Origin of the sequence: Brumimicrobium sp. (assembly GCF_048268645.1) — a bacterium.
GTDB lineage: Bacteria > Bacteroidota > Bacteroidia > Flavobacteriales_D > Crocinitomicaceae > Brumimicrobium > Brumimicrobium ulvae.
In genome coordinates, this window is record NZ_JBLWVE010000022.1 from 1 (window position 1) to 23,121 (window position 23,121).

Annotated in this window: 19 protein-coding genes; 16 read left to right on the forward strand and 3 right to left on the reverse strand. The window is 37.1% G+C overall.

The annotated features are described in order from the left end of the window. Positions 1-178: 178 nt before the first annotated feature. Positions 179-751, forward strand: a complete 573-nt coding sequence (locus ACN0U3_RS13405) for a hypothetical protein (protein ID WP_417266618.1) — start codon at positions 179-181, stop codon at positions 749-751. Between the two features lie 163 nt (positions 752-914). On the opposite strand, the gene ACN0U3_RS13410 is transcribed toward ACN0U3_RS13405, so the two are convergent. Then, positions 915-1,280: a winged helix-turn-helix transcriptional regulator gene (locus tag ACN0U3_RS13410; RefSeq protein WP_417266619.1), complete on the reverse strand. Its 366-nt coding sequence runs from the start codon at positions 1,278-1,280 to the stop codon at positions 915-917. Between the two features lie 121 nt (positions 1,281-1,401). Here ACN0U3_RS13410 and ACN0U3_RS13415 point away from each other — a divergent pair, with 121 nt between their 5' ends. Both ACN0U3_RS13415 and ygiD read left to right on the forward strand, forming a co-directional pair. Continuing rightward, positions 1,402-2,271 carry an SDR family oxidoreductase gene (locus ACN0U3_RS13415; protein ID WP_417266620.1) on the forward strand — a complete coding sequence of 290 codons (870 nt, stop codon included), beginning with the start codon at positions 1,402-1,404 and terminating at the stop codon, positions 2,269-2,271. 58 nt (positions 2,272-2,329) lie between these two features. Beyond that, positions 2,330-3,160 carry a 4,5-DOPA dioxygenase extradiol gene (ygiD, locus tag ACN0U3_RS13420; RefSeq protein WP_417266641.1) on the forward strand — a complete coding sequence of 277 codons (831 nt, stop codon included), beginning with the start codon at positions 2,330-2,332 and terminating at the stop codon, positions 3,158-3,160. A gap of 332 nt (positions 3,161-3,492) precedes the next feature. Here ygiD and dacB read toward each other — a convergent pair whose 3' ends face one another. After that, entirely contained in the window at positions 3,493-4,962 is a 1,470-nt protein-coding gene (gene dacB / locus ACN0U3_RS13425) for a D-alanyl-D-alanine carboxypeptidase/D-alanyl-D-alanine-endopeptidase (protein ID WP_417266621.1), read from the reverse strand. A gap of 40 nt (positions 4,963-5,002) precedes the next feature. On the opposite strand from dacB, the gene asnB reads away from it, so the two are divergent. The 10 genes from asnB (at position 5,003) to ACN0U3_RS13475 (ending at position 18,459) form a co-directional block, all read left to right on the forward strand. Next, positions 5,003-6,856 carry an asparagine synthase (glutamine-hydrolyzing) gene (asnB, locus tag ACN0U3_RS13430; RefSeq protein WP_417266622.1) on the forward strand — a complete coding sequence of 618 codons (1,854 nt, stop codon included), beginning with the start codon at positions 5,003-5,005 and terminating at the stop codon, positions 6,854-6,856. Beyond that, on the forward strand, positions 6,841-8,010 hold the full coding sequence (locus ACN0U3_RS13435) for a glycosyltransferase (RefSeq protein WP_417266623.1): 1,170 nt from the start codon (positions 6,841-6,843) through the stop codon (positions 8,008-8,010). The genes asnB and ACN0U3_RS13435 overlap by 16 nt, the downstream gene beginning before the upstream one ends. Then, complete coding sequence (locus ACN0U3_RS13440) at positions 8,010-8,789, forward strand: polysaccharide biosynthesis/export family protein (RefSeq protein ID WP_417266624.1); 780 nt, start codon at positions 8,010-8,012, stop codon at positions 8,787-8,789. Before ACN0U3_RS13435 ends, ACN0U3_RS13440 begins: the two co-directional genes overlap by 1 nt. Beyond that, the gene (locus ACN0U3_RS13445) at positions 8,789-11,101 is read left to right on the forward strand and encodes a polysaccharide biosynthesis tyrosine autokinase (protein WP_417266625.1); all 2,313 of its coding nucleotides are present in this window, start codon (positions 8,789-8,791) and stop codon (positions 11,099-11,101) included. The genes ACN0U3_RS13440 and ACN0U3_RS13445 overlap by 1 nt, the downstream gene beginning before the upstream one ends. Positions 11,102-11,119: 18 nt before the next feature. After that, complete coding sequence (rfbC, locus tag ACN0U3_RS13450; RefSeq protein ID WP_417266626.1) at positions 11,120-11,668, forward strand: dTDP-4-dehydrorhamnose 3,5-epimerase; 549 nt, start codon at positions 11,120-11,122, stop codon at positions 11,666-11,668. Positions 11,669-11,685: 17 nt separating this feature from the next. Further along, on the forward strand, positions 11,686-12,777 hold the full coding sequence (locus ACN0U3_RS13455; protein ID WP_417266627.1) for an MraY family glycosyltransferase: 1,092 nt from the start codon (positions 11,686-11,688) through the stop codon (positions 12,775-12,777). Between the two features lie 136 nt (positions 12,778-12,913). Next, positions 12,914-13,846 (forward strand): lytic transglycosylase domain-containing protein, encoded by a 933-nt coding sequence (locus ACN0U3_RS13460; protein WP_299206755.1) that lies wholly within the window; start codon positions 12,914-12,916, stop codon positions 13,844-13,846. 29 nt (positions 13,847-13,875) lie between these two features. Beyond that, positions 13,876-16,689, forward strand: a complete 2,814-nt coding sequence (gene uvrA, locus ACN0U3_RS13465; RefSeq protein WP_417266628.1) for an excinuclease ABC subunit UvrA — start codon at positions 13,876-13,878, stop codon at positions 16,687-16,689. Further along, complete coding sequence (locus tag ACN0U3_RS13470) at positions 16,679-17,362, forward strand: TIGR00730 family Rossman fold protein (RefSeq protein ID WP_299206760.1); 684 nt, start codon at positions 16,679-16,681, stop codon at positions 17,360-17,362. The genes uvrA and ACN0U3_RS13470 overlap by 11 nt, the downstream gene beginning before the upstream one ends. Before the next feature lie 83 nt (positions 17,363-17,445). After that, positions 17,446-18,459 (forward strand): META domain-containing protein, encoded by a 1,014-nt coding sequence (locus ACN0U3_RS13475; protein ID WP_417266629.1) that lies wholly within the window; start codon positions 17,446-17,448, stop codon positions 18,457-18,459. Positions 18,460-18,506: 47 nt separating this feature from the next. Here ACN0U3_RS13475 and ACN0U3_RS13480 read toward each other — a convergent pair whose 3' ends face one another. Continuing rightward, on the reverse strand, positions 18,507-19,715 hold the full coding sequence (locus ACN0U3_RS13480; protein ID WP_417266630.1) for an NAD(P)/FAD-dependent oxidoreductase: 1,209 nt from the start codon (positions 19,713-19,715) through the stop codon (positions 18,507-18,509). Between the two features lie 191 nt (positions 19,716-19,906). Between ACN0U3_RS13480 and tatA the strand changes: the two genes are divergently transcribed. Genes tatA through ACN0U3_RS13495 form a run of 3 tightly spaced genes read left to right on the forward strand, consistent with a single transcriptional unit; the run spans position 19,907 to position 23,055 of the window. Beyond that, positions 19,907-20,095: a twin-arginine translocase TatA/TatE family subunit gene (gene tatA / locus ACN0U3_RS13485; protein WP_299206768.1), complete on the forward strand. Its 189-nt coding sequence runs from the start codon at positions 19,907-19,909 to the stop codon at positions 20,093-20,095. Positions 20,096-20,112: 17 nt separating this feature from the next. Then, a complete protein-coding gene (gene gatA, locus ACN0U3_RS13490) occupies positions 20,113-21,522 on the forward strand; it encodes an Asp-tRNA(Asn)/Glu-tRNA(Gln) amidotransferase subunit GatA (protein ID WP_417266631.1) in 1,410 nt (469 codons plus the stop codon). Beyond that, positions 21,523-23,055: a transglycosylase SLT domain-containing protein gene (locus ACN0U3_RS13495; protein WP_417266632.1), complete on the forward strand. Its 1,533-nt coding sequence runs from the start codon at positions 21,523-21,525 to the stop codon at positions 23,053-23,055. Positions 23,056-23,121 lie beyond the last annotated feature (66 nt).

The window sequence follows — 23,121 nt, forward strand, 5'->3', positions numbered from 1 at the left end:
GGTACTTTAGGACATGTATTAAACCTGAAAGATTCTAATAATAAGAAGTGAATACCACTAACATCACCTAAGCTTCAAGCCTTTTACGTATATTCGTAGTAGCGGCTCGAAAGCTTAGCTGAAAACCGTTAGTGGTAATACTATGACACGACACCAAACGAAAATAAAGTGAACTAAAATGAAGGAATTTCTAAACAAAATTAGACTTGAAAAGTGGCATTTCTATATACTTGGAGTGGTTCTCATAAATTTTGGAATTGGACTTATTACAGGTTATAGACTAAATCAAAACTTGACATTTTTTCTAAAAATAATTTTATACTTGACAGGCCTAATTTTGTTCTTGACAACACTGAGACCATTTAAGAAAATAGCTGTTTATTATTCACTTTACGCAATCTCAGGTGTTTTGACTGGGCTTTTCTTTTTATTTGGCGGCATTTTCCTTGCTATTTTATCTTCACTTGTATTATTTCCAATTGTTCCAAAACAGACAGAATACAAAACTGAGACAATAAAAATTTATGACAGATTTCAAGGTTTTATGGCTCGTTGTTGCTCATATGAAGTAGTTGAACCTAAACTCTATATTTTTGAAAAACATTTAGGCTACATAAACATTGAAAGACCTATTGACGCTGACAAGGACGAGTTTAGTTTTAAAAACAACACGATTATTTATAAGTACGAATTGGATAATGACGGACAAACAACAGTTGGAGACACGACTGAAATACTTAATTTTGAATAGAAGTACTACCGCTAACAGCACATTGGCAATAGGCGGGGTTCCGTCTCCGCTTGACAGTTTTGTGGTAGCCGAAAGTTCAGTTCTCCGAACTAACTTTTGTGCTGAAAAGCCCGCCCATCGCCAATCTGCAAAACGTTACCTGCAATTTGCCGAAAAAACACTTTTAATCAGAATGTTTGAGTGTAGATTTTCTATGAGAAACACCCCAATCAACCATTGCGTCAAGAACTGAGAGAATATTTTTACCTGATTCGGTCATTTTGTATTCAATACGAACTGGCGTTGAATCATAAACGTTTCTTGTTATAACGCCATTTAGTTCTAATTCTTTTAACTCCTTAGACAACATTCTAGGTGTAATTTTATCGATATTGGTCTGTATGTCTTTGAACCTATAATTACCATAAAGGATTGATGCAAGTATAGGCAACTTCCATTTACCACTTATCACGTTCAAAGTATCATTAATCGCCAATACGTATTGTACAGGGCATTTTTTTATCTCAGAAATGTTTTGTAAATCACTCATTATCATGCATTGTAAATTTTTACTATACAAAAGTATATCAATATAAATTAACAACCAACTATACTTTATATAGCAAATGTAATACTTTTGTATCATTATTAACGATTAAAAATTTTAAAACATGATATTAGTAACAGGAGCAACAGGCGAATTTGGTAAACATGCCGTTCAGCAATTAAGAGAAAAAGGTGTAAGCACTTCTGATATTTCGGTACTTTCTAGAAGCGAGGAAAAGGCAATCAGCTATAAAGAAGATGGAATAACCGTAAAAACAGGAGATTACACCAACTATGACTCTTTAGTAAAAGCCTTTGAAGGCGTAGATAAACTGTTATTTGTTTCTAGCAGCGAGATAGAAAACCGTGAAGCACAACATGAAAATGTGGTTACAGCAGCCAAATCAGCTGGAGTTAAACATATTGTTTACACATCATTCATGAGAAATCAGGAAAGAGATAATTCTGCTATTGCATTCTTACAAAATTCACATATAAAAACCGAAAACTGGATAAAAGAAAGTGGTATAGCTTATACATTTTTACAGAACGCCACATATTTAGACATGCTACCTATGTTTATTGGAGAGCAAGTTTTGGAAACAGGCGTTATTATGCAACCTGCGGAAAATGGAAAGTCTAGCTTAGTATTAAGACAAGAATTGGCAGAAGCAGCAGCGGTAGTATTGACTTCTGAGGGGCACGAAAATAAGGCGTATCCATTAGTAAATAATCAAGCAATTTCATACTATGAGGTAGCAGAAACAATTGCCCAAATAAGTGGTAAAGATATTACCTATCAATCGCCTTCACCTGAAGAATATCAGGCTACACTAAAAACGTATGGTGTTCCAGATGAATACATTGGATTATTTACCGCGTTTTCGGTAGCACAAGCTAATGGCGAATTAGAAATGTCAGATAATTCATTAGAGAAGTTGTTAGGTAGAAAACCAACAACTTCTACAGAATTTTTGACCAAAATATACGTTTAACATGCAACGTAAAGAGTTTTTAAAGATAGCCGGACTAACAACATTAAGTATTCCTATGATGTCAGCATTAAATAAATTAGAAAACATAACAGATTCTTTTGATTCTTCTAAGCGAATGCCTGTCCTTTTTCTAGGGCATGGCTCGCCTATGAATGGAATCGAAGACAATGAATTTGTTAGAGCGTTTAAAAAACAAGGACAGCAATTGGAAAAGCCCAATGCTATTATTGTGGTTTCTGCCCATTGGGAAACAAATGGAACTTTTGTTACAGCCATGCAAAATCCAAGAACAATTCATGATTTTGGTGGATTCCCTAAAGAACTTTACGAAGTACAATACCCCGCGCCTGGACACCCAAAACTGGCTAAAGAAATATCAGAATTCATTAATCCAGCAGGAACCGTTCACTTAGATGATAAATGGGGATTAGACCATGGAGCTTGGACTGTAGTTAAGCATTTATTTCCAAAAGCAGATGTACCTGTTATTCAACTTAGTTTGGATTATAAAATGACGCCACAGCAACACTACGAGTTGGCTCAACAACTGAAATCACTAAGAGAAAAAGGAGTGCTTATAGTTGGTAGCGGTAATATGGTTCATAATTTAAGAAAAGTTGATTTTAGCAAAATTAATGAAAACTTCGGCTATGATTGGGCAATAGAAGCTGATAGCAAAATGAAGAAATGGATTTTGGAGGGAAATCACCAAAATTTAATTGACTTTAAGAAGCAAGGCGAAGCTTTTAACCTTGCCATTCCAACGCCTGAGCATTATCTGCCTTTATTGTACACCTTAGGATTAAAAGACGAAAAGGACAATACCACAATCTTTAATGATAATCCTTTAGGTGGTTCACTGACTATGACAAGTGTAAAATTTGGATAAAAAAAAGCAGGTAATAAGGTATAAAAGCAATAGCGGTTTGTGTTTGAACTCAAACCATTTTGCTTTTTAATTAGTATATTGTAATCCAAAAGGTAAGTACTTTAACCCCGCTACCGCTCTTATACTAACCGTTATGGGCATTAAACCATTTCGCTTTTTCTCAATTAGAGCCATTTTATTTTAACACCCAAATCGCACTCCCCAATCAACACTTTTTCTAAAAACTGCTCATTCTGTTGTGCGTTTTTAACATCAATCGGATTTTGCAACGAATAAACGCCCTATTCGTCGCAAATTATCCAACGAATAAACCAACAACCCAACAAAAACACCTAATAATTCGCCATACTATTAAAAACCACCTCCATACGCTTTGTAATTTGATAACTCGTTAAGTCAGCATTGTTAACGATAAGTGCAAAAGCAATTTTTCTTCCGCTTTTAGTATCAATATAGCCAGCGTATGATTTTATTCTCTTCATGGTTCCGCTTTTGGCTTTCATTCTCCCTTGGGCTGCCTGACCCCTGCAAACACTTCGTAAAGTTCCACTTTCTCCTGCGGTTGGCAGAGACGCTTCGAAGTCTTTGAAATTCTTGGAAGCGTTCATGTATTTTAATAGTTGGATGAAATGATAAGCACTAAAACCGTTGTTTCTGGCCAGTCCACTTCCGTCTGTTTGATAAACTTTTAACCCTAATCGAGGTTCCCAATAGTTGTTTAAATACCGCGTGCTTTCGCTTGTTCCTCCAAGTCCCGTTTTTTCATAGCCAATTAACCCTAAAAGTTGCTCTGCAAAAAAGTTCACACTTCTATAATTGGTCCAGTAGGCAATGTCCTCAACCGATTTACCTTCATTGATCAACAATAGGTTCATTTTGTTGTAATTTAAAACGGTATCAACCTCTTGTAGAATCGTTCGTAGACCAACTGCAGGTAAAACCACTTCAATGTTAGCTTTCATTAAACTTGTTTGCACGACTTGCGCTAAAAGCAATTCTGGGTCGGGAACACTCGCTTTAACTTCAAAATTTGACTTGCTTCGGGGTAGATTTCCAATTGCGAATCGCTCGTAGGAATAAGGTGTTCCGTAAATGTATGCATTGTCTCTGCTCGAATTATAGGTGGTTACTCTATTGTCTAGTGTGTATCCTGGAATGGGAGGTGTCATGGAATCTAGATAAGTCGGTGCATCTAACTGACTACTAGTGGAAAAATGTAAATAGGTCATGTTATCGTATACCGCACAAGCACTAGCTGGTGAACCATAATAATTCCCCATGTCAGACCATGACCAACCGTCTGGAGCGCCGTCATAACCAAATGCAGAGCCATCGGCTAATACACGTCCATTGACTTTTTTTATTCCTTTCTCAGCAATGGTTGCTGTCCATGTCTTTAAAAATTCATCTGCATTTTCTCTGTCGTTAAAGAATCTACTTCCCAAGCTTGGGTCGCCCAATCCACGTATAACAATATCGCCATTGAGTACACCTGAAGAATCAATCATTCCGGTATAATAAATTTCTGTTTTCGGACGGTAATCTTTTCCCAATATTTCGAAAGCAGCAGCGGTTGTAAATAACTTCACAACGGAAGCTGGTGGCATAGCAGAACGATGGTTGTACTCAGCCAATACAATGTTACTGTCAAGGTCGTAAGCCATAAAACTAATGGCCGCATTTTCTAACTCTTTATTGCTTGAGAAATTATTTATGGATTGCTGAATTGCATTGTTACCAACTTGAGCATTGGATAAAATGGAAAAAAAGAAGCAGAATGTAACAACAACTATTATCTTCATGGCGAGAATTGAATTTTTGTATAAAAATCGATAAAATATTGTGTGCGGCATAGTTGGATTGAAGAATTTTTATGGAATACCGAAAAAATCGGACCAAATTCGTGTGGAATCAGGATTGAAAACACAAACTCATCGGGGTCCAGACAATACTCGTGCCGCTGTTTTTGGTACAACGGTGTTGGGCCATAATCGATTAGCAATTCTCGATTTGGATGAACGATCGAATCAACCTTTTTTTGATCCATCAGGGAGATACGCACTCATTTTTAATGGTGAAATCTATAATTATCCTGAATTAAAGAATGATTTACTGAAAAAAGGAGTGCAATTCAACACTGCTTCCGACACCGAAGTCCTGCTTTATCACATGATTCATCATGGCGAAAATGGAATAAATGTCTTGGAAGGATGTTTTGCTTTCGCCTTTTATGACCAACAAGAAGATGAATTGCTTTTGGTACGCGATCAACTGGGTATTAATCCACTTTTGTTTTCAATTCAAGAAAATGAGGTGATTTTTGCTTCGGAACTTTCTCCTTTTAAAACATTGTTGAGTACTTGGGAAATCAATTCACCAGCTTTAAATGCCTATTTTCAATATACGTATGTTCCCGCACCAGACACAATTCTCGTTGGTGTTCATAAATTATTGCCGGGCCATTATTTAAAAGTAAAGGGAAATGCAATCGATATTCTCCAATATTACTCTGTCCGCGATGCCAAGAAAGTTGATTTGCCTTATGGTGAAGCAGTAAAAGAAGTCAAAAGAAAATTAGAAAGTGCAGTAATAAAACGATTAAATGCAGACGTGCCGATAGGAACATTTTTGAGCGGTGGGGTGGACAGTTCTATTGTTTCTCAAATCACCGCCGACTTCAAGACTTCTTTAAACACTTTCTCAATTGGTTTTGTCGGAAATGAATTTCTCGATGAATCAGCGTATGCTAAAAATGTAGCAGAACATATTGGTTCAAGACATTTCCCGATTCAATTAGAAAAAGAAAAAGTCATAGCTTCTTTTCAAGAGGTATTGAATTCATTTGATGAACCATTCGCAGATTCTAGCGCTGTAGCGATGTACTTTCTTTCACGTGCAGCAAAAGAAGAAGTGACAGTTTGTCTTTCTGGAGATGGCGCAGATGAGTTATTTGCGGGGTATAACAAACATAAAGCTTATCAAAGAAGCAAAAAACCAGGAGTTTTATTGAAGGTAGCGTCCAAGTTGGCAAAACAACTCCCTGGAGGAAAAAGAAGTGGTCAATTGACAAATCGCATCCGCCAAATGAAAAAGTTTGGGGCCTTACTTCAGGAAAAATGGCCTGCTTCTTATTGGATGCTGGCATCATTTATTTCAAATGAACGAAGAGGTCAACTTTTATTACAAAATGAACCTTATCAAAGTTCAATTCAGCCAGGAAAAGATAGCTTAAATGATTTCTTAAAAACAGATCAAGAATTTGTGCTCCCTAACGACATGTTGAAGAAAGTAGACATGATGAGCATGCGTCACAGTTTAGAAGTAAGGGCTCCTTTTTTAGACCGTGAGCTGGTAGATTTCGTGAATGGTTTGCCCGAGGAGTACAAATTACAGGGGAATAACGGCAAAAGAATTTTACGCGATGCTTTTCGAGAAGTGCTGCCAGATGAGGTGTTTTCTCGTTCAAAAAAAGGTTTTGAAATCCCCTTGCACGATTGGATAGAATCAACTTGGCAAGAAGTGGTGAATCCGAAGTGGTTTGACACTTCGTTTATAGAAGAACAAAATGTGTTTTCTTGCTCAGGAGTTGAACAGTTAAAAGCTGATTTTGAACAGGGGAAAGAAGAAGAAGCTACCGTAACTATGTGGGCGTTTATTGTATTCCAAAATTGGTATGACCGATGGACAGAAAAATAAAAGTGGTAAGAATCATCAATCGATTTAACATTGGAGGACCAACCTTTAATGCAACTTTTTTGACTAAGTTTTTGGGTGATGATTTTGAAACAACCCTAATTGGTGGAGTTCCCGATGAAGGAGAAAAAGATTCATTACACATCCTAAAAGAATATGGTGTTGAACCAATTGTAATTCCTGATATTCAAAGAAACTTGAGTTTGAGCAATGATTACAAAGCGTATAAAAAAATCAAACGTATACTTCAGGAAATTCAACCAGATATCGTACATACGCATGCATCAAAAGCCGGTTTTCTAGGTCGTGCTGCAGCAATTTCATTGAATATTCCTGTGGTTGTCCATACTTTTCATGGTCATGTTTTTCATTCTTATTTTGGTCCTCTAAAAACAGGATTGTTTAAACAAATTGAAAGGTACCTTGCCAGGAAATCGACAGGCATTATTGCCATAAGTGCATTGCAGAAAGCAGAGCTAGTTGAAGTGCATAAAATAGCACCAGCGAATAAAGTTCAGGTGATTCCTTTGGGATTCGATCTGAAAAAGTTTAGTGAAGACACGGATGCGAAAAGGAAGCAAATCCGACAGGAATACGGATTGAAGGATGATGAAGTTGCGATTGCTATTGTGGGACGTTTGGCTCCGGTCAAGGATCACGATTATTTTCTGCAAGTCATCGAAAATGTGTTAAGTAGCACTGAAGTTCCAATTAGAGTTTTTATTGTAGGTGACGGTTCCGAAAAAGAACATATTCAACAAAAAGTTGCCGCCATCAACCAAAAGCATCCAGGCAGTATCGTTATGACATCTTGGATTTTAGACATCTCCACTTTTAATCAAGGAATGGACATCGTTTGCCTGACTTCTAAAAATGAAGGTACGCCAGTAAGTATTATCGAAGCACAAGCATCAGGTCTTCCAGTAGTTTCTACTGATGTAGGTGGAGTAAGGGATATCCTCGCAGATGGTCAAGCTGGTTTTGTGATTAAAAGAGAAAATATTGAAACTTATATTGATAAACTCCGTTTATTGATAGAGGATCCGTCCTTAAGGAATAAGTTTGCTAATTTTGGCAAACAAAGTGTGATGGATAAATTTAGTTACCACCGTTTGGTCAAAGACATGAGTAGCTACTATAAAACCTTGTTGAAGTAATGAAGAATCGTATTGCGTTATTTTTATTTGTTGGCTTATCATTCTTTTTCGCCTCTTGCGGGGTGAATAGTCATGTAATGTTTAAAACAACAGATGATGACATTTTTGTCGAAGACATTCCGATTTCTCCAAAGGATGCTTACCGTTTGGCACCAGATGATAAGATTACACTATTAATGTATGTTGAAGGTGGTAAAAGAATTATTGATGTAAATTCTGGGATAAATATTGACGGAGGAGGATCTCAAACCCTTCAATCTGGAAATCAAATTCATTATTTAGTGAGAGGTGATGGAAAGGTCGATTTGCCCACTTTAGGTTTAGTTGACTTAGCAGGATTAACCATTATTGAAGCAGAACAAAAACTACGAGAATTATATGCAACAAATTATGTAGATCCATTTATTCAAGTGGAAGTAAGTAACCGTCGTGTTATTGTATTTCCTGGAACAGGAGGGGATGCGAAGGTGATTCCAATTACCAACAACAATACAACTTTGATGGAAGCAATAGCGCTTGCAGGAGGAATTACAGAAAGAGGTAAAGCAAAAGTGATAAAGGTGATGCGTCAAACGAATCAAGGACGTGAAGTGTATCAAATCGATTTAAGTACAATGGACGGACTTAAATATGCTGATATGGTGGTTCAATCCAACGATTATATTTATGTAGAACCAACCAGACAACTTTCTCGTGAGTTCTTGAAAGAGGTTACGCCTATTACCTCCTTGATTTCTTCGGCTATTGTTATTATTTCAGTAATTCTTACCTTAAAATAATGAAGGGTCATCAAAAGAAAATAATTGTAAACACAGGTTTTGATATTGAAATATTGAAGCTGGTCATCAAAAGAAATTGGTATTGGTGTGCGCTTATTTTTGCTCTTTTTGGCACTTCTGCCTTTCTGTACTTGAGGTATACAAAGCCTATTTATGAATCAAGAACACTGATTCAAATCAATAGCGAAAATCAAGGAGCTGATGTATTAGATTTCAAAGATGTTCGACAGGAAGGGTCTATTGCAAAGGAAATTGAACTCCTTCGCTCTCAAGTTCTTTTTGAAAAAGCAATTGCTAACTTGCCGCTTCAAGTTTCTCATTTTGCAAAGGGTGATCTATTAACCGAAAGACGATATAAACAAGGAAGTTTTGAAGTAAAAGCCTTACTTCTCAAGGATTCATCACTTTGTGATATTCCTATATATTTATCGACAGAAAATGAACAGTTGGTAATTGATTTTAGGCATAATTCAAAAAAACATCAGTTTAAAGCATCGCCAAATACGGTCATTAGCACAGCGTTGTTTGATATTAAAATCTCCATCTTTGATTGGGAACAGTTTAAAAAAGAAGCAACTTTAAATCAATTGTACTTTCAATTCAATAACCTGAGGACTGTTGCAGAACAATTATCAGGAGGTTTAAGTGTCGTTCCCATAGATCAAAGGGCAAGAACAGTTGAAGTGAGTTACAGAAGTCATAGCGCATCTCTATCTCAAGATATTGTGACCTCAGTCTCTAAGAGCTTCTTTAAGTACGATGAAAACTTAAAAAAAGAAAGTGCTGATAATATTTTAGATTTCATTTCGCTTCAGCTGGATTCATTAACCAATGAGTTAGCTGCTTCAAAAGACAGTGTAATGCGTTTTAAAAGACGTGAAAATGTTGCTAATCCCGATTATCTTTCTACTTCAATAGCCAACAAACTTGAACAGCTGAGAGAAGAAGAAAAGTCGATTTTGGAAGGGCTTCGTGTGTTGAACGTGGTGAAGGATAAATTAAAGGGAGACCCCAATAGTCTTGAAGTTTACCGTTTGATTCCAGATATTATTGGACAATCATACGAAGGAAGTTTAAATACTCAAATCAAAGAGCTTTATGAGGTAATTGAGCAAAAAGAAGATTTGAGCTACAAGGTAACTCCGGATAACGCGAACATTAAAAAGCTAGAGCAAAGAATTCAAATCAGAAAAGCCAACATCAATGAAATTTTAACCTCACTTTTCGAACGAAGTGAAGAGAAATTAAGACTAATTCAAAAAGAAATTCGTGATGTTGAAGAGCAGTATTTTCAGCTTCCGGAAAAACAAATGGAACTTTCTCGATTAACAAACATTCAAGAATTAAACGAAAAGTACTTCACCTTATTGACAGAGAAAAAGGTAATCTATTCTATCTCAAATGCTGGCTATGCTTCAAATAATAAAGTACTCAACAAGCCTAGTCTTTCCGCTCAACCTGTTTTTCCTGTAAAAAGTGCAGTGTATGGTGCAACGATTTTCTTGTCCTTCAGCTTGTCTATTGGTTTGTTACTTTTAAGGTACCTAACGTTTAATCAAATTAATCAGGTTTCAGACCTTCAGGGATTAATTCCAGACAACGTTGGCATTTTGGGTGCTATTCCTCGACGTAAAGTGAAAATGGTGAACTCAACATTAGTGGTGAGTGATTATCCAAAATCAGTAATCAGTGAAGCTTTTAGAAACTTGCGGACCAACCTTTCTTTTGTTAAAAAAGATGTTCAAACCATTGCTGTTACCTCCACCATCTCAGGTGAAGGAAAAACGTTTTTGGTCCTGAATTTGGCGGGAATAATTGCAATGTCGGGTAAGAAAGTTTTGGTGATCGATTTAGACATGAGAAAACCGAAGATTCATCTCGGATTCAATCATGAAAACAACATAGGAATGAGTAGCTTATTGGCAAGTCATTGCGAAGTAGATGAGGTAGTGAGAGGGACAAACCTGGATGGCTTAGCGTATATTTCTGCAGGTCCGATTCCGCCCAATCCTTCGGAGCTGCTCTTGGGAAAAAGATTCGATGAGGTGGTGAAAACCCTGAAGGAAATGTATGATGTGATTATTTTTGATAATCCACCAGTAGGGCTTGTTTCCGACGGAGTTCAATTATTGAGTAAAGTCGATGTGCCGATTTATCTTTTCAGGGCCAATTATTCCAAGCGCTACTTTAGTGATAAATTGAAAGAAATCGCTGAAATCAATGAGATCAAAAATATCAACGTTGTGTTGAATGCCGTAGAAACACATAAGAGCACCTACGGGAAGAATTATGGTGGATATTATACAGACTAGTCTAAAAAAGAATTTATCGTGAAGTTTATTGAAACAGGAATTAAGGATTTGATGATTGTTGAACCAGCAGTTTTTGGAGACGAAAGAGGTTACTTTTTTGAATCTTTCAACGAAGCAACATGGAAAGCAGCTATAAATGATGTACCTAATTTTGTTCAAGATAATGAATCCATGTCGCACAAAAACGTATTGCGTGGTTTGCATTTTCAAAAACCACCCTTTGCGCAAGGAAAATTAGTAAGGGTGGTGAAAGGGAGTGTGTTAGACGTTGCTGTCGACTTGAGAAAAAACTCGCCTACCTATGGTCAACATTTTAAAATTGTGCTTTCAGAAGAAAATAAGAAGCAACTTTATGTTCCTGAAGGATTTGCTCATGGATTCCTGACCTTAGAAGACAACACTATTTTTAGCTATAAATGCACCAATGTTTACAATAAAGAAAGTGAAGATGGACTCTTGTGGAATGATCTTGAATTAGATATAGATTGGGGTATGGAAAATCCATTGCTTTCAGAAAAAGACAAGGTTTATAAAGATTTTCTTAATTTTACATCACCTTATCTTTAAGGGGTAAGCTAAAATTTGTGCGAATTATCTACTTGGTTGAATATATAGCCTTCTTTATAGGTGCTGTAATTGCGTCCTTCATAATTAACAAACTTTTACTGAGTTTTGCCAAAAACCTCGGTATTAGAAATAAGAATGATGTTGTCGTGAGGTGGAGCAATACCTCTAAACCTTCTTTAGGAGGGATCAGCCTATATTTTACCTTTATTATTGCTGTATTGGCCTACGCCACTCTTTTCTCTGAGGATAATATCTTTGATGAAATTGAGTTTGTTGGACTTATAGGCGCCAGTACTTTGGCTTTTGGTATAGGTGTAGCAGACGATGCGTACAATACTCAACCTTTCCTAAAATTATTTGGACAGATTTTATGTGGAGTCATTTTAGTGTTTACCAATAACGGAATCGATGTTTTTCATCAGCCTGTTTTCGATGGAGCACTCACTGTTTTGTGGGTGGTGGCCGTTATGAATAGCCTGAATATGCTCGATAACATGGATGGAATAACTGGAACTGTTTCTTTCTTTATTTTACTTACTTGTTTTGTTGCTTTAGGACTCATTACCGATCCAAGTAATGTCTTGTGGTCAGTTCTTATTGTTGCTGAAATGGGTGCTTTGGTAGGTTTTTTATTCTACAATATTAATCCAGCCAAAATGTTTATGGGAGATACGGGGAGTCAATTTATCGCCTTGTTTGTGAGTTTTTTTGGTATTAAAGCCTTATGGAATCTTCCAGCAGCTTTTGAATTGCCCTCGTGGACCAGCGTTTTCCTAATTCTGACCGCTTTCACACCAGCTGTCGCAGATACCTTAACTGTGGTAATCAATCGTAGAAAAAGAGGAGTCTCTGTAATGTTGGGCGGAAAAGACCACACAACACATCACTTGGTATATCGAGGTTTTACTGACTACAAAGTGTGGATTATATTTGTAATCATCAGTTTGTTTTCATTCGCTTATGCAATTGTACTGAGCGTGCTTGTCATCAAAGGACATTACTTCTTTTCTGTTTTAGGCGGCTTGTTTTTCCTTCTTGTTTTTATACCGCTTTACCGTACAACTTTAAAATATCACGCCCCTACTCCAAAGCAAGAATTGGTGGAGTAAATCGTCTAACAGATTTTAACTTCAAATTGATATTGTTTTCACTATTTTTGTTGAATTAATTAACAATCAGCGAATCTGTTTGTTGGAGTTAATATAACCAGATGTTTATCAAATAGTTATTGAACGAATTAAAGACATGATGTACAAAGCTTTTATTATTCCATCACTCATTATCTTATTTTCGGCTTGTGCAGAAAAAGATGAAGTTCAGAAAGTGAACAATACGATTCCTTTAACGAAAGAAAACATCGAAAATCACTTTGTTGTTCCTGAGGTTCCCAAAGAAATGATTTTTGCTGGCGAACACATTTCGTTTAAAGACATTGACCTTAGAGAAAGATTGGATAATGAGTTGGTCATCAATAATTTTTGGCATTCAAACACCATTTTGATGATGAAGCGCTCTAATCGTTGGCTGCCATTGATGAAAGAGATTTTTAAAGCTGAAGGTGTTCCTGAAGATTTAGTGTACATCTCTGTTATTGAAAGCAGCCTTATGAATGTAACGAGTCCAAGAGGAGCAAAAGGGTTCTGGCAATTTATGGAAGCCACTGGAAAAGAATATGGCTTAGTGATCAACCATCAAATGGATGAAAGGTACCACGTTGAAAAAAGCACCAGAGCAGCTTGTCAATATCTAAAAAATGCATATACAAAATTTGATTCATGGATTTTAGCTGCAGCTTCTTACAATCTAGGTATGCATGGTATCGCTAGTAACCTCGAACGTCAAAAAGTGAAAAGTTATTTTGACCTTTCATTGAATACAGAAACTGCCCGCTATATTTTTAGACTGTTGGCCGTGAAGTTAGTGTTTGAAAATCCTGCAAACTATGGATTTTACCTCGATGCTGAAAGTTTATATCCTGAGTATATTACCAAAGAGGTTATTATAGACACCTCTATACCTGATCTCTATGAATGGTCGGTCGAGCAAGGAATAAGCATTAAAATATTGAGAAAACTAAACCCTTGGATCAGAGGGAAGGAATTTAAAGTGAATGAAGGAGAAGTCTTTTCATTTAAAATTCCTGTAGATAACGAACAACTTGGCCTTATTGAAGGTTAATCTATTGTAGTAAGACGAGAGCAGATAATATGAAAGATCAAATTGAGATTTTTGGAGCAAAGGAACACAACCTTAAAAATATAGACTTAAGCATTCCTAGAAATGAGTTAGTCGTGTTTACAGGTTTGAGTGGAAGTGGAAAGTCATCGCTGGCTTTCGATACTATCTTTGCCGAAGGTCAACGCCGATATATTGAAACTTTTTCCGCATATGCCCGCCAATTTTTATCGGGAATGGATAGGCCTGATGTCGATAAGATTGAAGGGCTTTCTCCTGTGATTTCTATCGAACAAAAAACAGTATCGAAAAACCCAAGGTCAACTGTAGGTACAATTACTGAAGTCTACGACTTTATGCGTTTGCTATTTGCAAGAATAGGTACAGCTTATTCATTTATCTCCGGTGAAGAAATGGTCAAGTACTCTGATGACCAAATCGTTTCTTTAATTATTGATGATTATGCCGATGAAAAAGTTGTTTTCCTCGCGCCACTAGTTAAAGGTAGAAAAGGGCATTACCGAGAACTGTTCGAGCGCATGCTCAAAAAAGGATTTACAAAAGTGCGTGTAGATGGTGTTGTTGTTGACATGACGCCAGGAATGAAAGTAGACCGCTACAAAGTGCATGATATTGAATTGGTGGTTGACCGATTAAAGGTGGATGAAAAAGACAAGAAACGACTGAAGAAAGCGGTCGAAACCAGTATGGAAATTGGAGATAAATCAATGATGCTGGTAAAACACAATGAAAAAGAAGTTAGGCACTTTAGTCGAACTTTAATGTGTCCCTCTTCGGGAATTAGTTACCCTGATCCAGAACCCAACCTTTTTTCTTTTAATTCACCTTATGGTGCGTGTCCAACCTGTAGTGGCTTGGGAGAGATTTCTGTAATCGATTTAGATAAAATTATACCGGATAAAAAACAGTCCATAAAAGATGGAGGTCTAGCTCCGCTTGGAAAGTATAAACGTACGTGGATATTTGAGCAGCTAGAGCAGTTTTTAGAAGATGAAGGTTTTACCTTAAAAACTCCGTTAGAAGATATTCCAGATGATTTGTTGATGGCTATTCTTTATGGTCGTGAAGCAATGAAGAATAGTTTGGGGAAAAATGTTGCTGCGTTTGAAGGGATTATTGATTTCTTAACCCGACACATTGAAGAAAAAACTTCTGCTAAAATTACCCGATGGGCACAATCTTTTATGAATAAAAAGACCTGTTCAACTTGTGATGGCGCACGTTTGAAAAAAGAAGCTTATCATTTTGAAATTGATGGTCACCACATAGGACAATTGGTGCAAATGGACATCGATGAATTGGCTCATTTCTTTGAAGGACTTCCTGGAAAACTGAGTAAATCTGAAATGATTATTGGGAAAGAAATCTTAAAAGAAATCACTGCCCGACTTTCATTTATTCTTTCGGTAGGATTAAATTATTTGACTTTAAATCGTTCGGCTAGAACCCTTTCTGGGGGTGAAGGACAGCGTATACGATTGGCTACTCAAATAGGTTCAGAACTAATGAATGTTTTGTACGTCCTCGATGAGCCAAGTATTGGTTTACACCAACGTGACAATACACGGTTAATCGAATCCTTGAAGCAATTGCGTGATGCTGGAAATTCAGTAATCGTTGTGGAGCATGACAGAGAAATGATTGAAGCAGCAGATTTTGTTGTAGATATTGGTCCAGGAGCAGGAGTAAGAGGCGGAGAAATCATTAATGCGTGTACCTATAAAGAGTTAGAGAAAAGCGATTCTTTAACTGCGCAATACCTGTTTGATAAAAGACAAATTGAAACGCCTAAAAAACGCAGAAAAGGAAATGGTGAAAAACTTGTGTTAAAAGGGGCTACAGGACACAACCTAAAAAACGTTGATTTAAAAATCCCACTGGGAACTTTTACCTGTGTGACAGGCGTGTCCGGTAGTGGAAAATCATCATTGGTGAATCAAACCTTGTATCCTATTCTCAATGCGCATATTTATAATGGAGTGAAAGAACCATTGCCTTACAAGAAAATAGAAGGAATGGAGCATATCGATAAAGTCATTGAAATTAATCAAGATCCAATTGGGAGAACTCCAAGATCAAACCCAGCAACTTATACCAAGGTGTTTGATGAAATTCGCAGCTTGTTTGCAGATTTACCTGAAGCTCAGATTCGTGGTTATAAACCAGGGCGTTTCTCTTTTAATGTCAAAGGTGGCCGATGTGAAACCTGTAAAGGTGGTGGACTCAAACAAATAGAAATGAATTTTTTACCCGACGTATATGTAGAATGTGAAACTTGTGGAGGGAAAAGATACAACAGAGAAACACTCGAAGTAAGATATAAAGGAAAATCAATTTTCGATGTGTTGGATATGACGATCGAAAAAGCAACAGAATTTTTCGAGCCTATTCCAAAGATTCATCGTATATTGTCTACGCTTCTTTCAGTTGGGCTGGGTTATATCAAGCTTGGTCAACCTTCAACTACTGTTTCAGGAGGAGAAGCACAACGTATAAAACTTTCTACTGAACTTTCAAAGAGAAGTACAGGTAAAACAATCTATATCTTAGATGAACCTTCAACAGGTTTGCATTTTGAAGACATTAGAATGTTGTTGGATGTTTTAAATCGTTTGGTGGATGAGGGAAATACAGTGTTGGTGATTGAACACAATTTAGATATCGTCAAAGTTGCTGACTATATCATTGATGTTGGTCCAGAAGGAGGTAGATTAGGTGGACGAATTGTTGGTGAGGGAACACCCGAACAATTGGTCAAAAAAAGTAAAGATTCAATAACAGCAAAATATTTAAAAACAGAATTAAACAGAAAATATGAGTCATAAACACGGAAAAGATTGGAGTGAAATAAAGTCTAACGACAGTTGGGCCATCTTTAAGATAATGGCAGAATTTGTAAATGGATATGAGAATATGTCTCGTATCGGGCCAAGTGTGTCGGTGTTTGGTTCTGCAAGAACACAACCACACAACGATTTCTATCAAAAAGCAGTGAACATTTCTCGAATGCTTGGAGAGAAAGGTTACGGTGTAATCACTGGTGGTGGTCCAGGAATTATGGAGGCAGGAAATAAAGGTGCACAAGAAGGAGGTGGGCAATCTATCGGCTTAAATATTGATTTGCCTTTTGAACAAAGTGGAAATCAATATATTGACCAAGAGTCTAACTTGAAGTTCGATTACTTTTTTGTACGTAAAGTGGTTTTTGTAAAGTACTCTCAAGCTTTTGTGGTCTTGCCTGGTGGGTTCGGTACACTGGACGAACTTTTTGAAGCTCTAACGCTTATTCAAACCAAAAAAATTGCCCGAAAACCTGTTGTTTTTATTGGTAAAGCATATTGGTCTGGGTTGATTGATTGGATTAAAAACACCATGTTGGCAGAGGGAAATATTTCAGCTGAAGACTTGAACTTGTTTAAGGTTGTAGATGAAGAAGAAGAGGCAGTTAAGTATATTGATGACTTCTTTAAAACGCATTCGCTTTCGCCAAACTTCTAAGCGCTTAACAAATTATAACGCTGCATCTTTAAACTTGGCTTGGCATTTGCCTTTCTTTGCACGAACAAAAAATAAATAAAACGATGAAGTTTAAAAGTATAGTGCCCATTGTAGCAGGATTAGTAATCTTACAATCTTGTTCTACTCCTAAGAATGATGTTCTGTGGGTTGGTGGAATCAAATCAGAATGTGATGCTGGTGCAGGCAATTCTGAGTGCTTAAAAGTTTTTAAAGGCGATGCGCTTAAGGATGAAAAATGGGAAAATTTCCACAGCAATATCGAAGGATTTGAATTCGAAGAGGGCTTCATGAAAAAGATAGAAGTGAAAACTGAAAAACAAGATGCTAAGGATGTACCTGCTGATGCTTCTTCTGTTAAATATACTTTAATAAATGAGTTGGATAGAAAAGAAGATCCGCGTATTCATTTAGATGGAAATTGGGTGCTGGCAACAATCAATGGTGGAAACATAAATAGAATGGTTGTTCTACCTACCTTGAATTTCAACCTCAACACCATGATGATGTCTGGAAACAGCGGTTGTAATTTGTATTCAGCGGAAATTGTTAGGCTTTCTACTTCGGAAATCGAAATAAGTGAAGTCCCTACAACGCTCAAAGCATGTGCAAACGAAAACATCGAAAGAGATTATCATAAAGCACTCTCTGAAGTGAAAGGATTTAAAGTGGAAGATGATGTGTTAGCTTTGGCCAATGAAAAAGGTGATGTTGTGTTATCTTTTATAAAAGTAAATGTTTCAAAAGATAAAAACGCTTTGTTAGGAGAGTGGAACAATACAAGAATAAATGGTAAAGAAATAAACACAGAGTCTATTCCTACTTTGGTATTTGACTTAGATAAAATGATGGTTGGAGGTAAAGACGGTTGTAACAGTTATGGAGCTGAATTGAGAAATTTCACAGAAACCGACTTGCTTTTATCACAAATTTCGTCCACAAAAATGATGTGTCCAGACATGGAAATTCCTGACCAATTTTTAAATGCTTTCACCTCGGTGGTGACGTATAAAATTGAGGGAGAGGAATTAATTTTGTTTGATAAAGACGGAATAGAAGTATTGGCTTTTAGTAAGTAGTGTAATATTAGAAGCATAAAAAACGAATAGCATTGTTTTTTATGCTTCTATTGAATTTGACCAGCAATATATCCAGTTGTCCAGGCAGCCTGAAAATTATACCCACCAGTAACAGCATCAATATCCAGAACTTCCCCTGCGAAATATAAACCAGGAACATGTTTGCTTTCCATGGTTTTCATATTTACACTGTTCAACGAGACACCTCCGCAGGTCACAAACTCTTCTTTGAATGTTGTTTTACCACTAACTTCGTATATGTCATTGGATAGTATTTCAATGATTTTATGAAGGCCTTTCTTTCCAATTTCATCCCACTTTTGGTCAAGGGGCAATTGAATTTTTTCTAAAAGAAACAACCATAAACGAGAAGGTAAACCATAAGGTCGAATGTTCTGCAATTGTTTTTGTCCATGTTCGGAGATGAGGTCTTTTATCCTTTCACGAATAAGCTCTTGATTTTGCTCATTTGTCCAATTGACTTGAAGGTTAAATTGATAGTTTTTCTCCGCCAAAAGACGGGCACCAAAAGAAGACAAAACTAAAACTGCTGGTCCGCTCATGCCCCAGTGAGTAATCAGTAATGGACCGTTTCCAGTTAATTTTTCACCTTGAATACGCGTTGTTGCATTTTCAACAGCGACTCCCATTAAGGATTTTACTTTTTCCTTTGGCATGTTGAATGTGAACAAGCTTGGAACAGGAGTTATGATTTCATGACCTAAATCGGCCAACCATTGTAAGCCACTCTTTTTGGGAGATCCGCCCGAAGCAACAATGATTTTATTGAAAAATATGCTATTGACATCATCCAGGAAAACTTCAAAACCTTCTTCAGTTTTTTCTATTTTTTGAACATTCGTACCTGTTTTTATGGTGATGCCTAGCTTTTCTACTTCGCCAGTTAAGCAATCTATTATTGATTGCGAGTCATCTGAAACAGGGAAAACACGCTGATCGTCTTGTGCGTACAATGGAACATCTCGAGATTCGAACCATTGTCGAATATGAACAGTATTGAATTTTGGAAATAATTTTTTCAGCTGTTTTCCTCCGCGGGGATAAGCTTTGCTGAGCTCGGCAATAGAGGTGCAAGCATTGGTAACGTTACATCGCCCTCCTCCAGAAACCTTCACCTTGGCCAATAATTTATTGGACTTCTCAAGAATGATTACAGTACTTTTTGGATGGTTAGTTTGTGCTTGTATTGCAGAAAAAAAACCTGCTGCTCCACCACCAATTATTCCGATTTTCATGTTTTTCACTTTGAATGCAAAGTTAATATTCTTACTTAAACGCTTTTAGATTTAAAGGCTTCAATTCAAATGAAAAGAGTGCAGGTGGACAATGCGCAATCTATATTCTACTTTCTGAATAAAGTTTATCATGTATGGACGTAGATTAATACAATATTGCGTAACTTTGTGGAAATTAAATTTGAAGCAAGATGATTTTAGGAATGTTTGGTCCTTGGCAAGTTGTTCTCGTTGTGGTAGTTGTGTTATTGCTCTTTGGAGGGCGTAAGATTCCAGAACTAATGAAAGGTTTAGGGAAAGGAATGAAAGAATTCAAAGATGCTACCAAAAACGATGAAGACGCAGGTAGTGAGGAAAATAAAGAAAATAACAAGAAATAGGTTAAACCCCCTTATTCATGTATAAGACCTTTAGTGAAATAAAAGTTGCTCTAGAAAAAGGGCGAACCGTACAAGATATTCTTCAAAAGTATTTGGATAACATAAAAGAACGCAGCGATTTGAATGCGTTTCTTGAAGTGTTTGAAGAATCAGCAATGAAGAAAGCATTGGAGGTAGACGAGAAAATCAAAAATGGTAATGCTGGTCGATTGGCAGGTATGGTTATCGGTATTAAAGATAATATCTGCTACAAAGGCCATAAGGTTTCAGCGGCCTCTAAAATATTAGAAGGCTTTGAATCTATATTTTCAGCTACGGTAATTGATCGTTTACTAGCAGAAGATGCAGTGATTATTGGACGACTCAATTGTGATGAATTTGCAATGGGAGGTTCTAATGAGAACTCAGCATATGGCCCAGTAAAAAACGCTTTGAACGAGGACTATGTTCCTGGAGGTTCTTCTGGCGGAAGTGCTGCAGCTGTTGCTGGTGATCTTTGTACCGTTGCACTTGGTAGTGATACTGGAGGTTCTATTCGTCAACCCGCGTCTTTTACTGGAACTATAGGGTTTAAACCAACATATGGGCGTGTGAGTCGCTATGGTTTGATTGCTTATGCTTCTTCGTTTGATCAGATCGGACCCATCGCCAATGATGTTGCTGATATTGCATTGGTAACCGAAATTATGGCAGGGAAAGATGAATACGATAGTACTGTTTCTTCTAAAGAAGTGCCTTCCTTAAGTATCTCTCCCCTTAAAGAAAAGTTGAAAATCGCTTATATTAAGGAGACTTTAGATACTGACGGAGTAGACCCGGAAATTAAAGCTAGAATTGAAGATTTAGTGAACTGTCTGCGTGCAGATGGACATGAATTGATTCCTGTTTCGTTTTCTTATATTGATCAAATGGTGCCAACATATTATGTGTTGACCACAGCCGAAGCATCTTCGAATCTGTCCAGGTTTGATGGTGTTCATTTCGGTTACAGAAGTGCTGATGCAAAAGGAGTGGAAGAGACCTATGTTAAATCGAGAACGGAAGGCTTTGGAGCTGAAGTTAAACGTCGAATTATGGCAGGAACCTTTGTACTTTCCCAAGGATACTATGATGCGTATTATACAAAAGCACAAAAAGTTAGAAGATTGATTCAGGACCGTACAAATGAAATCTTAAAGCAAAATGATTTTATTTTGTTGCCAACGACTCCTTCTACAGCTTTTGAATTGAATGCGGTAAAAGATCCAATTCAAATGTATTTACAAGATATTTATACCGTTCAAGCAAATCTTTCTGGTCATCCCGCAATTTCTCTTCCTATTGGGAAGCATAGTAACGGAATGCCTTTTGGTTTACAATTGATCGGAAAACACTTCGGAGAAAAAGAGTTACTGGATACTTCGGCCTACTTAATGGAATTCTGCTAGATGATAAAACACGTAAAACAAATACTATTACAAGGATTTATATTAATCGTAGGTACAGTTGTTCTCGCGCAAGAAGGTGCGTCCACTGAAACCCAAAATATAAGTTCCAATACTGCCTCAGAACTCGCTTCGGAAGACAGTACGGAGATAATTCAATATGAACAGTTTTTACGTGTAATTGAAAATACTTTAGAAGAATACTATAAAGATTATGCCTCTACTGATGCTCAAACAGATTCTATCATCAAAGCTTTAGGCTACGACGATAAGGATGTTCCTGATTTTGCGGATTCAGTTTATTGCATGCGACTCAATGCCTTGAATGAAATGAGTCCTTTCCATTTGGATTGTAATGATGATGTGGTGAGCGTAATTAGATTTTTTGCCAAGAAAAGAAGGTCTTTTACAAGTATCGTTCTTGGTCGATCGAAATTGTATTTCGATATGTACGAAGAAAAATTGGCCAAGCATGACATGCCTATCGAATTAAAGTACCTCTCTGTCATTGAAAGTGGTTTAAGACCGCAGGTGAAGTCTAGAGCTGGCGCACTTGGGCTTTGGCAATTCATGTATCGTACTGGAAAGTATTACGGACTAAATCAGAACTCATACATTGATGAACGCATGGATCCAGAAATGGCCACCGAAGCAGCATGTTTATATTTAAAGAAGTTATACGGAATGTATGATGATTGGAATATGGCATTGGCGGCCTATAACGCTGGTCCAGGAAACGTGAATAAAGCCATTAGGCGTTCAGGTGGGAAAATGACCTACTGGGAAATTCGACCATATTTGCCAAGAGAAACACAAGGCTATGTTCCAAACTTTATTGCTGTTTCTTATATGATGACCTATCATGCCGAACATAATATTAGAGCCCGTGAAGCAAAATTTCATGACTTCGAAGTAGATACTGTTTGCTTGAAAGACGGTTTGCACATGGAGGTGATCGATTCATTGACAGGTTGGGCAGTGGAAGACATCAAGGCTTTGAATCCAATTTTTAAAACGACTTATATTCCTAAGCAAACACCTATGCAATGTATTCAAATCCCAACTGCTTATGTTGGTAAATGGATAGAGATGGAGGATAGTATTTACGCTTTGGATTCGCTTATTTATGAATCTATTCCAGAAAAGGAAAAAGTGGCCGCAACGCATCAAACAACAACAATTCACTATGTGAGATCGGGGCAAACATTAGGGCATATTGCCAGCAGGTACGGAACAACAGTTAGAAATATAATGGATTGGAACAATATGCGTTCAACAAGGTTGGCCATTGGTCAAAAGTTGAAAATATACACCAATGGAACGCCTCCAAAACAACAGTCTAATCCAACCAAAAAACAAGCTTCTTCTACAACCTACAAAGAGCCAACAACTGGTACATTGCATACCATTCGTTCGGGTGAAAATTTATGGGTTATTGCAAAAGATAGAGGGACTTCTGTAGAGGAGTTGAAAAGGCTGAATCCTGGACTCAACTATAGAGATTTGAAAGTGGGCCAAAAAATTCGCGTGAAATAATTTACGCCAGCTTATCTTGTGGTCTTTTAGCACAGTTTTTGTAGTCTTCACCAAGTAAAATTAGAG

Excerpts from the sequence above, each read along its gene's own strand:
- ACN0U3_RS13405 (WP_417266618.1), top strand. The coding sequence starts at position 179 with ATGAAGGAATTTCTAAACAAAATTAGACTTGAAAAGTGGCATTTCTAT.
- ACN0U3_RS13410 (WP_417266619.1), bottom strand. The coding sequence starts at position 1,280 with ATGAGTGATTTACAAAACATTTCTGAGATAAAAAAATGCCCTGTACAA.
- ACN0U3_RS13415 (WP_417266620.1), top strand. The coding sequence starts at position 1,402 with ATGATATTAGTAACAGGAGCAACAGGCGAATTTGGTAAACATGCCGTT.
- ygiD (WP_417266641.1), top strand. The coding sequence starts at position 2,330 with ATGTCAGCATTAAATAAATTAGAAAACATAACAGATTCTTTTGATTCT.
- dacB (WP_417266621.1), bottom strand. The coding sequence starts at position 4,962 with ATGAAGATAATAGTTGTTGTTACATTCTGCTTCTTTTTTTCCATTTTA.
- ACN0U3_RS13435 (WP_417266623.1), top strand. The coding sequence starts at position 6,841 with ATGGACAGAAAAATAAAAGTGGTAAGAATCATCAATCGATTTAACATT.
- ACN0U3_RS13440 (WP_417266624.1), top strand. The coding sequence starts at position 8,010 with ATGAAGAATCGTATTGCGTTATTTTTATTTGTTGGCTTATCATTCTTT.
- ACN0U3_RS13445 (WP_417266625.1), top strand. The coding sequence starts at position 8,789 with ATGAAGGGTCATCAAAAGAAAATAATTGTAAACACAGGTTTTGATATT.
- ACN0U3_RS13460 (WP_299206755.1), top strand. The coding sequence starts at position 12,914 with ATGATGTACAAAGCTTTTATTATTCCATCACTCATTATCTTATTTTCG.
- uvrA (WP_417266628.1), top strand. The coding sequence starts at position 13,876 with ATGAAAGATCAAATTGAGATTTTTGGAGCAAAGGAACACAACCTTAAA.
- ACN0U3_RS13470 (WP_299206760.1), top strand. The coding sequence starts at position 16,679 with ATGAGTCATAAACACGGAAAAGATTGGAGTGAAATAAAGTCTAACGAC.
- ACN0U3_RS13475 (WP_417266629.1), top strand. The coding sequence starts at position 17,446 with ATGAAGTTTAAAAGTATAGTGCCCATTGTAGCAGGATTAGTAATCTTA.
- ACN0U3_RS13480 (WP_417266630.1), bottom strand. The coding sequence starts at position 19,715 with ATGAAAATCGGAATAATTGGTGGTGGAGCAGCAGGTTTTTTTTCTGCA.
- tatA (WP_299206768.1), top strand. The coding sequence starts at position 19,907 with ATGATTTTAGGAATGTTTGGTCCTTGGCAAGTTGTTCTCGTTGTGGTA.
- gatA (WP_417266631.1), top strand. The coding sequence starts at position 20,113 with ATGTATAAGACCTTTAGTGAAATAAAAGTTGCTCTAGAAAAAGGGCGA.
- ACN0U3_RS13495 (WP_417266632.1), top strand. The coding sequence starts at position 21,523 with ATGATAAAACACGTAAAACAAATACTATTACAAGGATTTATATTAATC.